This is a genomic window from Peribacillus sp. TH16 (assembly GCF_016651095.1).
Lineage (GTDB): Bacteria > Bacillota > Bacilli > Bacillales > DSM-1321 > Peribacillus > Peribacillus butanolivorans.
The window spans coordinates 26,859-40,152 of the sequence record NZ_JAEKEM010000003.1; the positions used below are offsets into that span (position 1 = coordinate 26,859).

Sequence of the window (13,294 nt, forward strand, 5' to 3'; positions counted from 1 at the left end):
ACAAAATTCTTTTTTTCATCTTCATGAGTCATTTTGCTTCTCCTGTCTTGTTCACCATTCATACTTCATACAAAGAATAGTTAAGCGTTTTCATTTATGAATCAAGAAACTATGTTTCTTCAGAGATTGGAGTGAACGACCAATCTCTGAAGGTATCCAGCATTACCAAACGGGTACTTTTTTTGTTTTTAACGAATCAATGATCATTTTAAAGATCACTAAATCATTTTTATAGTCTTCCGGAGTCGTTTTGATCTCAACGTCTCCTGTAAGTGCTTCATGTAAAGTTTCGAGTTCAATATTGTAAGGATCTTGATAAGTAGGACGAATGACCGTTTCTTTGAAAGTCCCATCCACTGTTTCATTCACGATTAGTTTAATAGGCAAGCCCTTAATATAAGGTGTGTCATACTCTACTCGTACCGACTTTGTTTCTCCGTATACTTCTAAATGAGCATCAAATCTTCCTTGTTGGTCAATCCCTGTTTCGTAACTCACATTAAAGTTCTCGTATTCAAACAATGTATTTAAAAACATACCTTTCACACCAGAACCAATAACAGATTGAGGCATCCCTAAAGCTTCTCTCATTACCGAAAGATCATGACTACCTAAACCGCCTAGAAGTCGGTATACAAAAGTCAGTTGATCATCTACTTCACCTATTGCGTCTGTTACTAATTTTTTTGCACGTACTTGCTTATCGGTAATTGCTGCTTCTGGAATATCCGTAAATCTCTTTGGATTCGCACCGGATTGATTGACAAAGAATTCATTAGGACCAATGATGTCTCGTACTCGAGCATATAACACCTTATCCAATCCACCGATTTCCTTAATCGCAGCTTCAAATGCAGGTGCATATCTTCTCATGTATCCAACCATAACCTTGATATTATTCTTGTTTTTCGCTTCAATAATTGCATCTGCATCTGCCATCGTCAGGGCCATTGGTTTTTCAATCAAGACATGTTTTCCTTCGTTTGCTGCATCAACGGCAACTTCCGCATGATACTCATCACTGTTTAAAACGAATACTACGTCTAAGTTGGATTGTTTCACCAATTCTTTCGCATCCGTGTATAAGTTTTCTACTTCGTATTTCTTACCGTTGTAAGCTAAAGATTCTTCTGACACATCACATAGTGCAGCAATACGGTACTTATCAGGCATAGTCGCCAAAATTGGTAAATGGATGACTTGTGCTACTTCCCCTGTTCCAATTATTCCTACATTTAACACTTTACTCATCATACATCTCCCTCTAATCATCGTGTTTTTATTTATAAGCAGAATGGGGAAACGGATTAAGCCCACCACATTTCACTTGCTTGTTCCCGAATCATGATCGATTGCAAATTATCAACAGCCCGCTTAAATCCTTCCTCAATAGACATTAAACCATCTTCATGTTCGATACTGACAACATAATCATATCCATATAGTCGTAAGGCACCTAAGATATTGGACCATGCTTCTATTCCGTGGCCGCAGCCTACTGAACGGAATGTCCATGCTCTTGTTTGTAAAGAAGTATACGGTTGCATATCTGTTAAACCATACATGTTAATATTATCTTGATCTAAATAAATGTCTTTAGCATGAAAATGATGAATTGCCTGTTCTTTCCCTAAAATTTTAATCGCAGCTACCGGATCAATCCCTTGCCACCATAGATGGCTTGGATCCAGATTACATCCTACTGCCTCACATGTTAATTGACGAAGTTTTAATAATGTATATGGAGAATGAACTAAAAATCCTCCGTGCAATTCTAAACCGATTTTTACATTAAAATCCTGGGCAAACCTTCCCCATTTTTTCCAATATGGAACCAACTTTTCTTCCCATTGCCATTGTAAAATGTCATTATACTCAGGCGGCCACGCTACAACCGGCCAGTTTGGATATTTGGCACCCTCGTGATCCCCAGGAGTTCCAGAAAAACAATTCACTACTGGAATGTCTAGTAACGAAGCTAATTTCACTGTTTTTACAAACGTTTCGTGCGAATCCATTGCAAATTTCTGATCAGGGGAAAGAGGATTCCCATGACAACTTAATGCACTTACTTGTAACCCTCGAGAACAAATCGCATTCATATACTCGTTTCTTTTTTGTTCACTTTCTAAAAGTTCATCAAGTGGACAATGAGCATTTCCAGGATAACTCCCTGTTCCAATCTCAATCGTATCCAGTCCTGCCCGTTGTACGGTATCTAACATCTCTTCAAAGGACTGGTTGGAAAATAAAGCCGTAAATACTCCCAGTTTCATGTAGGTTTCCCCCTTCGTATGCAACTCTTTGTACCTTTTAAATACAAATATAATTAAAAAGAGTAAGGGTCGATTATGACAAGCATTTGATAAAAAAATATTTTTAAAAATGTATAAACGTTTACATAGCTATTATTATATATTTTTAGAAATATTAATTCTTATTTTTATCCGATATAATGTAAACGTTTAGATTAATAATTGCCGATAATCAACCAAACTCTACTTCGATACTTCCCTATTAATGAATGCTTAATTCATGAAATTCGATTGTTTTACCTGTTTCAGCAGACTCATAAATAGCTTCTAATATTCTTGTTACTGTATATGCTTGTTCAGGTGTTACAACTGGATCTTTATCTTCTAAAATCGCATTAATCCACTGACCAATTTCACGATCTTCTTCTTTCTCTTCGTTTGGCGAGATGTAAGCAATTCCTGCTGCGTCCTGCAATTTTGTTTCCACAAGATTCCCATACATTTCCCCGTTAAAGACTAATTCGTTCGTGTTCGTTACTTTGTTTCTTCTCATTTCTGCTCCACCATTAGTTCCTGATAAAGTGGTCATGGCTTCACGCTCATCCAGAGTATTTAATGCCCAAGCCGCTTCTAAGTAAATCGTCGCTCCGTTTTTCATCTTAATAAAAGCAAAGACAGATTCTTCTACGTTAAATGTTTCTGGATCCCACGTTCCAAATGGATTAGCTTGATTTTGATTTTTTAATTTGTTGTAAGTAACACCTGTTACAGAAGCTACCTCGTAGTTATCCATACACCACAGAGTCAAATCTAGTGCATGTGTTCCGATATCTATTAACGGCCCACCACCTTGTAATTCTTTATTCATAAATACTCCCCAAGTTGGGACTCCTCGACGGCGAACAGCATGAGCTTTAGCTACGTAAATTTCTCCTAATTCTCCATTTTCACATGTTTCTTTTAATAATAGAGAATCTTTTCTAAAGCGGTTTTGATAAGCTATTGTTAATTTTTTTCCTGAGCGTTTTGATGCTTCTAACATTTTCTTTGCTTCTTTAGAATTAATAGCCATAGGCTTTTCACACATTACATGTTTTCCTGCATCAAGAGCTGCTACTGCCATAGGTGCATGAAAAACATTAGGTGTACAAATATGAATGACATCTATATCATTATCTTTCACCATTTCTTGGTAATCTGTATAAAGTCTTGCATTTTTATTGAACTTTTCTGCTATTTTAAGTGTATTTTGTTCGTTACCGTCACAAAATGCTACCACTTCCACTTTATCACTTAATTTCATTAAAGCAGGTAAATGTTTCTGTACGGCAATAGCGCCACAACCAACCATTCCAACTCTTAGTTTATTCATACTGTTCCCTCCAATACTTTTTCGATTAATGCAGATAAACCTTTATAGCTGATTTCTATACTTTCCAATTCATCTCTCGCAGTGGCATCTTGTTCTACAATAATATATTGAATATCTGTCAGTTTCTCTGCCGCACGAATGATACTAGTAATATCCATTACACCTTCCCCAATTTCTGCAAAGTTTTCAGGTTCCGTAAATTGTGACAAGGTTTCTACTGTAATTGCTTCTCTCCCATCCAACGTCTCAAAAATATTGATTGGTGTAACAGAAGCCGGTAAATCTTTTTGATGGATCAAATCACAACGACCAGCCAGCTTGTCAAGATAAGCAATCACATCGATTCCGGCTCTTAATGCCCAGTAAGTATCTAGCTCAATCCCTACTAATTCCTGATCCGTATGTTCCAAAATAATTTCCATCGCATATTGACCATTGAAACGTTGGAACTCATGGAAATGATTGTGATAGTATAATTTCATTCCATGCTCTTGTAATTGTTTTCCATATCGATTTAATGTTTCACTAAATGCTATTACCTCTACATAATTCTTGAAAAAAGCAATCGGTATAATTACTTTTTTACACCCTAATTCTTTATTATAAGCAATCACTTGATCGAATTGAGATTCCTCTGTTACTAAAACATGAGTAGCGACGATGTTCAGTCCAGCTTGTTCCGTCATTTCCTTTAAATCAGATGCTTTCAGTTCTCCAATACCAAAAAGGTCCTTCCCTGAAAAATCTACAGGAACCTCGATATTTTTATATCCAATTTCTTCTATTTTTTTCAAAGTACCTAGACGATCATTAACAAATGCTTCCTTTGCTGAAAATAATTGTAATCCAATTTGCATGGTCATCTTCAACCTCTCCTCATGTAGTATAGATAACTTAACAAAAATCTAAACGTTTACATTTTATTTTAAAAACTATCTTCTTATATAACCATTTTGATTTTGTTATTAATTAGCTATTTGATATCGCTTTCATTATATTTATATCAAATAAAATAATGTTTGGCAAACAAAATATTCAAAAATTAGAGAAAAAAGTAAAAACGTTTAGATTTAATACTGTAGAAATTCTATTAGAATCCATTATGATAAATATCTGCAAAAAGACGTTTACAGTATCCATTCTTTATAAAAAATATTATTCACGTTTAAATTTATAAACGTGAACAATAAAATCTATCAAGCGTATGTGTTCTATATTGGGAGTTACTTGTTATCTAAAGACATGAACTGTCTAGCTCCACAACTTTCTCGAACAATTAATTTCATCGGAAACGTCACTTTCTTCGACATGGGTTCATCATTGTGAAGTATTAATTCTAATAACATATCTACCGTTGCTTTTCCTATTTCTTTAATAGGCTGTTGAACAGTCGTTAAGGAAGGTCGATACAAACCTGCCATACTAATATCATCGTAGCCAACAACAGCCACATTTTCAGGAACTTTTATCCCTGCTTCATATAACGCTTTTATAGCTCCAATGGCCATTAAATCATTTGCACAAAAAACGGCCGTAAATGTTTCTTTACTTTGGATCAGCTGCTGAGTGGCCTCATAGCCATATCTACTAAAATCGAGGATTATCTCATTTTTGTCCATCATAATCGCCTCATTAACCTGAATACCGTTCATCATTAAAGCATTCCTATACCCCATCACTCTTTCATAGCTAGTCGTAGGAAGAGACCCTATATAAGCAATACTTCTATGACCTAATTGAATGAGGTGTTGAACAACATCCATTGACCCCTGTACATGATCACCCATAACACAATTCATATTCGGGTGAAATGGGAAGAAGGAAACGGTTGGAATACCTTCTTGTTTCAAATCATCCACATGTTTTACAGTAACATCCGGCAGGAAAGATCCTACAATAACTCCATCTACTTTTCTTTCCTGAAATACATTTAATATTGCTTTTTGTTTATCCGGATTCATGTTGTCTGATCCAATAATCAATGTGTATCCTTTTTCCCCCAAGGCATCTTGAATCACCTCGGATAATCCAGCCCAATATTCGTTGGTCAGCACCGGAATCATCAAACCAATCGTCTTCGTTTCTTTGATAATCATGGTTCTTGCAGCCTGGTCCGGTCGAAAATTAAGTTTTTTGATTGCCTTTTCAATTTTTAATCTGGTTTCCTTCTTCACCCTATCTTTTCCGTTTATTACACGGGAAACCGTTGCTATTGATACATTTGCTTCACGAGCTACGTCCTTAATTGTAACTTTCATATAATCCTCAATCCTTAATTATGTAAACGTTTTTACTATATTTTCACATACTGTCTTTCCAATTGTCAACTGATCTTCTCTTATATTATACGTTTCGTCTAGTTGTTAATCGTATAATTAAGGATTACAAGTCCATTTTTTGAACTAGGAGCCTTTACATATGTATTTTCTCATTCTGGTGCAAAAACTATTTGATGGAGACATAGAACTGTCACTTTGGGTGTTATTTTGCACCTGTTTTAATCGCTATTTTGCATTATAAGCAAATATAGAAAATCTATCATTTAAGGAGAAGCTCTAATTCCAGTCATTTTTAATTTTTTATTTTACGATAAAGAGTCATTCTGGACACACCAGCTTTTTCTGCGTCTTCAATAAGTGTTATACCTTGCTCCATTAGATAAAACGCGTAGTAAATATTAAGAAACCTAGCTAATCTTACATGAAGGTAGCTGTTTTTTAAGTTGAATGTGCAAGATAACAAGTGAATTTCACGGAATTAAAGTGGAAACTCGACGGAATTAATTCCAAAACTTGCGGAATTATCTCTAAAATCCGCATAATTGGTGTTAGTCGAATAACCATTCATGCTAAAAATAAAAAACTTAAGGAGATGTTAACATGACAACAACTTTTAATGGATTAGAATTTTTCGAGCGAGTTTACGGTCAGGTTCCGGATTGGGTAGCTAAGATGCACCATTTTGCACCTAAGGCCCTTGAATATTACACAAAATTAAGGGGAGAAATTTTAGTAGACGGAGCTCTTTCTAAAAAGGAGAAAGAATTGATCCTGGTCGGTATTAATGCTGCTCGCAGATATGAACGGAGTATGATCTATCATACAAAGGGTACTATCGATTCAGGTGCCTCAATCGAGGAGGTTGCCGATGTTTTGGCTACCTGTATCATCTCTAGAGGCATACCTGCCTGGTTTACGGGTGTTAAAGCGATTGAATACGCGGTTTCTTATGTTGGAAAAGAAGAATTCAATGCTGCACCTCCTGAAGATGAAGATTCCTTTTTCGCCTCCTTGGCTGACTATAACAGTTATTATGAAAAAGAAGTGGGTGGGGAGCTGCCTAACTGGGTTAAAGTTTTAAATCAATTTAACCCGTCTGTTTTAGAAAGATATACAGATTTAAGAAGAACAGTTCTAAAAGACAATGTTGTCTCTCGTAAACTAAAGGAACTTGTTCTTGTTGGGATTAATGTCGCAGAAATGTATCCAAAAGGGATTGAACTCCATGTTCAGGGTGCAAAAAAATATGGAGCAACCGAAGCGGAAATTGCTGATGTATCTCTTGTAGCGTTACTGACTGCAGGTATTCCGGCTTGGTTTGAAGGTAGCGACTATCTATCAATAGAAAAGTAGACATTATTAGGAGGTGTTTGGCATGAATTTTATAGAAGTTAATGGTTTTCGCTTACATTACCGTTTCGATGGCGAGGAAGATCTTCCAGTTTTGGTTCTTTCCAATTCACTCGGGACCGATTTTCCGATGTGGAATACCCAGATTGAAACTCTAACACAGCATTTTCGTGTGTTACGATATGACACTCGTGGACATGGTGAATCAGGTGTGCCAACAGGTCCCTATACAATTGAGCAACTTGGACAGGATGTAATCGGCCTTTTGGATGGTTTAGGAATCGAACGTGCCCACTTTGCTGGAGTTTCAGTGGGTGGCATGACAGGTATGTGGTTGGCACTTAATGTTCCTGAACGTCTTGGGAACTTGCGCTTTGCAATACGGCTGCTTTCATCGGGCCTCGTGAAATTTGGGATGCAAGAATTTCAGCTACTCGTAATGGAGGAATGGAAGTAATTGCGGAGGGCGTTTTGGCTCGTTGGTTCAGGGATCCATATCTGGTGCAAGGGTCTGAAGAGCTGGATCAGGTGAGAAAGGTTCTTTTGTCGACTTCACCTGAGGGGTATGTTGAAGCCTGTGCAGCAGTCCGTGATATGGATCAACGGGACTCAGTCAAACAAATTAACGTACCAACATTAGTAATTGTTGGCACCGGGGATTTAGCAACGCCTCCATCTGACGGACAATACCTTGCTGAGCAGATTCAGGGCGCACGCTACGTCGAACTCGAAGGAGCCCACCTGTCCAACATTGAGGCTTCAGGGGAATTTACAACGGAACTGGTGGAGTTTTTGAAATAGAGCCAGTGCACTGTCACTACCCATAATGAATGGAACTTTTTGAAGAAGTAGCGATTGAAAATGTCGCTGCTTTTTTCTACCTTGGTGCTTGTTACCGTCGAGATAATTTTTGTTCCGTCATTTCCTCAATGGCGTACTTTACCCATTCTCTACCAATTCCACTTTCTTTTACTCCCCCATATTATTTCGTGAATTTTATCAGGATATTCTTTGTAAATTATGTTTGTAATGATTATTTCATCACTAGGCTTTCTTATTTTTACACTGAATATGGGATTGTCTTTTTAAGTACCTTGAGCTTGACATAAATAAAAATAGTGCTTAAACATGTAAAATAGATATAATATACTAATAAACATCATAAAAAACCTATTATCTATACTCCTATTTGTCTATTTTATAAAAAAATAGCAACTGCTTAATCAACGCGCAATGTTGTTTTTAATATTTTCCCCGATGGGTTTCGTGGGAGTTCATGTACAAAGTCTACTGATTTTGGTTTCTTATAGCCGGCTAATTTTCCTTCGCAGTAACCAATGATATCTTCTGCTATGAGATTAGCCCCTTCCCTTTGTACAACAATGGCTTTAACCGATTCCCCCCACACGGCATTAGCCATTAGTTATGACTGAGACCCCTGCTTTAATTTAAAAACACATTAAAAAGCCTAATTAATAGGCTTTTCAACTGGATAATTGTCTCTAATTCTTCTTTTGAATATCGATTGACAATTATTTCAAAACGTTTTTAACTGCTCTACTTTTCTTTGAGTTGTTTTTGTTCCTTATGAATTTTTTTCAACGATTTTACTGGTAAAATTTCATTTGCAAAGACTATCTGTTGGTTGGGTGTATTTCTAAGATAGTACTAGAAAATTTAATGATTATATTACATCAGAACGAAATCTTTTATTTATTTCTTTGGTTAATAACGATATAAAACTGGGATCAATTTCTAATTTTTTTGCTTTAAGGTAGGTATTAATTAATAATTCATCGCTTAACTTTTGAAGCAATATTATTCCCCCCTTCAACTCCTTTTTAGAACTCTCAATTCTTTCCTTACCACGCACCTTAACATCAAAATCAGGATAATTCGTTTTTAAGTAATCTTCTACTCAATTACGTCGTTGTTTATGTGGTTCAGTACTTTGGTTTTTAGTAACAATACCAATCTTTCAAATTATAAGTATCTATAAGTTCCTTCTTAATTTTCTTAAAGGTAATATCCTGTGACTTTTTTAAATAATTTTTACACCAGAACCAACTAAGTCGCCGACTACTTTTACTTTAATTAGTAATGCATTTCCAGGTAAATACGAAAGTGGTATATCTTCTACAGAAACTACCGATATAGTGGCACTGTTTGCTCCCGCCTTTATTGCTTCCTCAGTAGCTAACTTTTTAGCATGATGGATAGCATCTTCTCGGGAAATCCCTTCTAAACTATGAACCTTTTCAACTTCACCACTAATTTGACCAAGTGCTGCTCCAATTGCATTTGCGGCCTCAAAATGTTTTGGCCTAATGACCTCTGAAACCCCTTTCAAAGAACTCGAAACAATAATGCTTCCACCACCTGATAAAATAAGTGGTACTTCTTTTGAGCTCGTCTTCATTTGATCAATCGCATCCTCTAACATATCTGTCATTTTTTCATATACATTATTACAAAACTCTATTGGTAAATGTTCAACCTGCATTGCTTTATCCTCAAAAGCATATCCTAAACGCGTCACAACATCTGAAGTAGTTAATACATCTCCACCGAAAAGAAGTGCTTTTCTGGTAATCTCATAGCCTACACTCTCCGGTCCAATCGTAAACTTTTCGTCTAATCCAAAAATGCGAGTTCCACCGCCCAGCCCAATTGATAAAATATCAGGCATCCTAAAATTAGTATATACACCACCAATGGTTACTGCTAAAGAAGACTGTCTTGGAAATCCTCTTGTTAATATACCAAGGTCACTCGTTGTCCCTCCAACATCAAGTACAATGGCATCCTTTATTCCTGATAAATGGGCTGAACCTCGAATAGAGTTTGTTGGACCGCACCCCATGGTCAGAATCGGATAACGAAGCGCATAAGGCGCACTCATCAAAGTTCCATCATTTTGACTGAAAAACATTTCCGCTTTAATATTGAGATTAACTAATGCTTTAGAAAATCCATTAATAACAGTTTGACCTGTTTTCATTAAGGCTGCATTTAAAATAGTGGCATTTTCACGTTCTAGTAAACCGATACTGCCAATTTCACTAGAGAGAGAAATTGGAACATCTCCAAGCTCTTCCTTTACCCAGTTCGCAACATTTTCTTCTTGTTCTTTATTTACAGGCGCAAACACAGCCGAAATAGCAATACTTTCTACACTTCCCTGTATTTCTTTACAAAATTTTGACACTTCTTCTCTATTTAATTCAGAAATCAATCTTCCATCAAATTCATAGCCACCAGAAACAATTGTGGAAGCTACTTCAATTTCTTCTCTTAAATCTTGTGGCCAATCTGCAAACGGAGGGATAGCTGTTGTAGCAGGCTTCCCAATTCGAATAACACCTACTTTATTTAGACGTTTACGCTCAACAATAGCATTCGTACAATGCGTTGTTCCGAGCATGGCATATCCAATATCACTAGGCTCTATTCTGCTTTCTTGTACCACTTTTGCGATGGCACCAAAGATCCCACTTTCTACATCTTTTGTAGTTGGTACTTTAACCGTATGAATAACTTGTAAACGTTCGTCTAGTAAAGCTGCATCTGTATTAGTTCCTCCAACATCTACTCCTAAGCGATACATTATCTTCTCTCCTTCTGTAGAAATTCTACTGGTTTATAGTCAAAATCGTACCCAAAATAACGAGGTCCTGCTGTTTCAATTCCCTTTAGCGTTCTCCATTTATCATGGCAAGGAAATGCAACGACTACAACACGTGCACCATATTTCATTCGTTCTGTTGTAATCGGGAAACCCGTTTCCGCATCTAAAACAGCAATCAAATCTGGAGTAGAACATATTAAATGCTCGCCTTCTTTCGCAACTAAATGCTCGTTTTGAAAAAAGATGGTAAATGTTTTCCCTTGGTAATTACGACTACCTTCCAACTTTGCACTACCTCTTGTAAAGCCTCCACTAAGCCTCCGTTCAATGTCTGCAATTTTCCCTTCAAACAAATGATATCCATTTAATTCCTCTAACATTTTATTGATTCTTACTTGTTCTTTCACTTGATTATCTAACAAATATTCACCAATTCGTTCAACCAAAGAAAGTGTATCAGGAATAACTGACGTCTTGACATCCTTTCCAAACAGACTATATTCACAAACGGATGAGCTTCCGCCCATTTCAACCGTGAGAGCACGTGCTAATCGTTCTGTCCACATTCCACCTTGTGGATACAACACGACCGTGTTTCCTTTCTCATCAGCCATTGTAACAGGTGATGGGTCAAAACCGTCCAAATAGAAGGTGACCATTTGTGCTTCTGGAAACGCACGCCCCATCGCATCCGCATCTAACATTGGCAAACCTTTTTTAGCAGCTGCGATAATTGGAAATAAAGAGTTGATCCCCCCTATTTCAATTGGCATTACCACATCGACTTTTCTCCCCAGCACTCTTTCTAACGTTTCCAACGGTGCTGTCATTTCATGTTCTGACGGTATTTTTTCAATTACGACAGTTGGGGCACCCATCCCAGATACAGTAACTACCAACTGATCATCCTCTAATTCATCTAATGAAATTAACTTCACAGGTCCATATTTTCTAATGGCTTCTTTCGCCATCAATTTCCCAATATAGGGATCTCCACCGCCGCCTGTTCCTAAAACGGCTGCACCTAATGCGATTTTTTCAATTGTCTGTTCATCTATATATCTCATTGTCCAAACTCCTCATTTTCTTTTTTGTCAATCGTTACTTGTTGAAACGAATCCTTTTGTTTCAATAGTTTTCCTAACACCGCTTGTACAATAAATCCGGTTAAAAAGCCATCAAGAGCAGAGGCGCTTGTAAGCGAAAATAAAGCTAATCCTGACGGTTGTGCGGTTGTCAAATAAGTAATCAGCATCCCAACAACCCAAGCAAGGATCGAACGAGTTACGACTGTCTTTGCCTCTAAATGTTGTTCATAGCGTTGGAATTCAGTTTTTACAAAAAAATATTCAGCTATATAAATACCACCAATCGGTGCGATTATAATCGCCAAAATATTTAAAAATGAAAGAAATTGATCATAAATACCGAGAACTGCGAGGATCGTTGAAATGATTCCTAAAATAATCGTTAACCATTCTTTCGGAATTTTCGTGAAAATTAATGAAAAACTTAGCGAAGAAGAGTATAAATTCGTCGTATTCGTCGTCCATTGTGCGAGCGTTAATACGAGTATTCCTGGAATCGCCAATCCAAGCGCGATAAAAATTTTCATCATATCATCAGTTCCCATTGCCTTTGACATTAAAATGGCCAGGATAATCATAAAGCTGTTTCCAATAAAAATACCGAAAAATGTGGCAATGATTGCATCCTTTTTACTTTTTGCCCAACGAGCATAATCCGGCTGCACTGTTGCTCCTACAATGAAGATACTGATTACAAGCGATATCGCACTGCCAAACGTAAATCCTCCTGCTTTTGGAATACTTACGGGTATCGAATAATTTTTCAGCGTTAAAAATAAGGTGAACAGCATTAATCCTAATAATAGAGGCACAGACCACACGCTTAATTTCTCAATAGCCCGGTACCCAAAAATAGCGGTCGTCATCATCAGTAGACCGCCAATTAAAGAAAGGGCTTTAACGTTGATGGATAAGTGAAAGGAGTCTTGTAAAACTGTGTGCGCATTGGTAGCAAAAAAGCCCACCTGTACCCCAAACCACCCAAGTAAAGATATTCCGAGGACAACAGAAAACACTTGAGCACCATATTTTCCAAATACATACTTTGTAATCATTGATGTAGAAAGATTGGTGGAAGCTCCGACAATCGCACAAATCGTACATAAAATGGCAAGAATGAGCGATCCGACACAAACCGATAAAATTGCTTGATTTAACGGCATCCCATTCGCTAATTCCGCCCCTAACATAACCGCAGATAAGTCGACCCCGATAGCGACTAATACCGAAAACATCGAAAACCATGATCTTCGCAATTCCTTTGGTACGGCCTCTCGTGCAAAATCTGAAATAACTTTTTCCTCTTTCATAGACGCAGCCCC

The 13,294-nt window shown here is 37.1% G+C and carries 13 protein-coding genes and 1 pseudogene; 3 read left to right on the top strand and 11 right to left on the bottom strand.

All coding sequences use genetic code 11. The annotated features are described in order from the left end of the window. Positions 1-162: 162 nt before the first annotated feature. The 6 genes and pseudogenes from JFV29_RS11465 to JFV29_RS30370 all read right to left on the bottom strand — a co-directional run. Complete coding sequence (locus JFV29_RS11465) at positions 163-1,251, bottom strand: Gfo/Idh/MocA family oxidoreductase (RefSeq protein ID WP_201183576.1); 1,089 nt, start codon at positions 1,249-1,251, stop codon at positions 163-165. Positions 1,252-1,307: 56 nt separating this feature from the next. After that, a complete protein-coding gene (locus JFV29_RS11470; protein ID WP_201183578.1) occupies positions 1,308-2,276 on the bottom strand; it encodes a sugar phosphate isomerase/epimerase family protein in 969 nt (322 codons plus the stop codon). 241 nt (positions 2,277-2,517) lie between these two features. After that, positions 2,518-3,627, bottom strand: a complete 1,110-nt coding sequence (locus tag JFV29_RS11475) for a Gfo/Idh/MocA family protein (protein WP_201183580.1) — start codon at positions 3,625-3,627, stop codon at positions 2,518-2,520. After that, on the bottom strand, positions 3,624-4,490 hold the full coding sequence (locus tag JFV29_RS11480; protein ID WP_201183583.1) for a sugar phosphate isomerase/epimerase family protein: 867 nt from the start codon (positions 4,488-4,490) through the stop codon (positions 3,624-3,626). The genes JFV29_RS11475 and JFV29_RS11480 overlap by 4 nt, the downstream gene beginning before the upstream one ends. Positions 4,491-4,850: 360 nt before the next feature. Further along, complete coding sequence (locus tag JFV29_RS11485; RefSeq protein WP_201183585.1) at positions 4,851-5,885, bottom strand: LacI family DNA-binding transcriptional regulator; 1,035 nt, start codon at positions 5,883-5,885, stop codon at positions 4,851-4,853. A 313-nt stretch (positions 5,886-6,198) separates the two neighbouring features. Next, positions 6,199-6,303 (bottom strand): annotated as a pseudogene (locus tag JFV29_RS30370) (recombinase family protein); the annotation flags it as partial. A 203-nt stretch (positions 6,304-6,506) separates the two neighbouring features. Here JFV29_RS30370 and JFV29_RS11490 point away from each other — a divergent pair. From JFV29_RS11490 to JFV29_RS11500, 3 genes are all read left to right on the top strand, one after another. Beyond that, complete coding sequence (locus JFV29_RS11490) at positions 6,507-7,259, top strand: carboxymuconolactone decarboxylase family protein (protein ID WP_201183587.1); 753 nt, start codon at positions 6,507-6,509, stop codon at positions 7,257-7,259. Between the two features lie 22 nt (positions 7,260-7,281). Continuing rightward, positions 7,282-7,713, top strand: coding sequence for an alpha/beta fold hydrolase (locus JFV29_RS11495; protein WP_201183589.1), 432 nt, complete (start codon positions 7,282-7,284; stop codon positions 7,711-7,713). A gap of 71 nt (positions 7,714-7,784) precedes the next feature. Then, positions 7,785-8,057, top strand: a complete 273-nt coding sequence (locus JFV29_RS11500; RefSeq protein WP_201183591.1) for an alpha/beta hydrolase — start codon at positions 7,785-7,787, stop codon at positions 8,055-8,057. A 418-nt stretch (positions 8,058-8,475) separates the two neighbouring features. Here JFV29_RS11500 and JFV29_RS11505 read toward each other — a convergent pair whose 3' ends face one another. From JFV29_RS11505 to JFV29_RS11525, 5 genes are all read right to left on the bottom strand, one after another. Further along, a complete protein-coding gene (locus tag JFV29_RS11505; RefSeq protein ID WP_201183594.1) occupies positions 8,476-8,676 on the bottom strand; it encodes an AMP-binding enzyme in 201 nt (66 codons plus the stop codon). A gap of 264 nt (positions 8,677-8,940) precedes the next feature. Continuing rightward, the gene (gene sda, locus JFV29_RS11510) at positions 8,941-9,072 is read right to left on the bottom strand and encodes a sporulation histidine kinase inhibitor Sda (RefSeq protein ID WP_201183596.1); all 132 of its coding nucleotides are present in this window, start codon (positions 9,070-9,072) and stop codon (positions 8,941-8,943) included. A gap of 225 nt (positions 9,073-9,297) precedes the next feature. Continuing rightward, positions 9,298-10,863 (bottom strand): ROK family protein, encoded by a 1,566-nt coding sequence (locus JFV29_RS11515; RefSeq protein WP_201183598.1) that lies wholly within the window; start codon positions 10,861-10,863, stop codon positions 9,298-9,300. Next, the gene (locus JFV29_RS11520) at positions 10,863-11,951 is read right to left on the bottom strand and encodes a DUF917 domain-containing protein (RefSeq protein WP_201183600.1); all 1,089 of its coding nucleotides are present in this window, start codon (positions 11,949-11,951) and stop codon (positions 10,863-10,865) included. Before JFV29_RS11520 ends, JFV29_RS11515 begins: the two co-directional genes overlap by 1 nt. Continuing rightward, on the bottom strand, positions 11,948-13,282 hold the full coding sequence (locus tag JFV29_RS11525; protein ID WP_201183601.1) for a cytosine permease: 1,335 nt from the start codon (positions 13,280-13,282) through the stop codon (positions 11,948-11,950). The genes JFV29_RS11520 and JFV29_RS11525 overlap by 4 nt, the downstream gene beginning before the upstream one ends. Between the last annotated feature and the right edge of the window lie 12 nt (positions 13,283-13,294).

Excerpts from the sequence above, each read along its gene's own strand:
- JFV29_RS11505 (WP_201183594.1), bottom strand. The coding sequence starts at position 8,676 with ATGGCTAATGCCGTGTGGGGGGAATCGGTTAAAGCCATTGTTGTACAA.
- JFV29_RS11470 (WP_201183578.1), bottom strand. The coding sequence starts at position 2,276 with ATGAAACTGGGAGTATTTACGGCTTTATTTTCCAACCAGTCCTTTGAA.
- JFV29_RS11495 (WP_201183589.1), top strand. The coding sequence starts at position 7,282 with ATGAATTTTATAGAAGTTAATGGTTTTCGCTTACATTACCGTTTCGAT.
- JFV29_RS11490 (WP_201183587.1), top strand. The coding sequence starts at position 6,507 with ATGACAACAACTTTTAATGGATTAGAATTTTTCGAGCGAGTTTACGGT.
- JFV29_RS11485 (WP_201183585.1), bottom strand. The coding sequence starts at position 5,885 with ATGAAAGTTACAATTAAGGACGTAGCTCGTGAAGCAAATGTATCAATA.
- JFV29_RS11465 (WP_201183576.1), bottom strand. The coding sequence starts at position 1,251 with ATGAGTAAAGTGTTAAATGTAGGAATAATTGGAACAGGGGAAGTAGCA.
- JFV29_RS11480 (WP_201183583.1), bottom strand. The coding sequence starts at position 4,490 with ATGACCATGCAAATTGGATTACAATTATTTTCAGCAAAGGAAGCATTT.
- JFV29_RS11515 (WP_201183598.1), bottom strand. The coding sequence starts at position 10,863 with ATGTATCGCTTAGGAGTAGATGTTGGAGGAACTAATACAGATGCAGCT.
- JFV29_RS11525 (WP_201183601.1), bottom strand. The coding sequence starts at position 13,282 with ATGAAAGAGGAAAAAGTTATTTCAGATTTTGCACGAGAGGCCGTACCA.
- JFV29_RS11475 (WP_201183580.1), bottom strand. The coding sequence starts at position 3,627 with ATGAATAAACTAAGAGTTGGAATGGTTGGTTGTGGCGCTATTGCCGTA.
- JFV29_RS11520 (WP_201183600.1), bottom strand. The coding sequence starts at position 11,951 with ATGAGATATATAGATGAACAGACAATTGAAAAAATCGCATTAGGTGCA.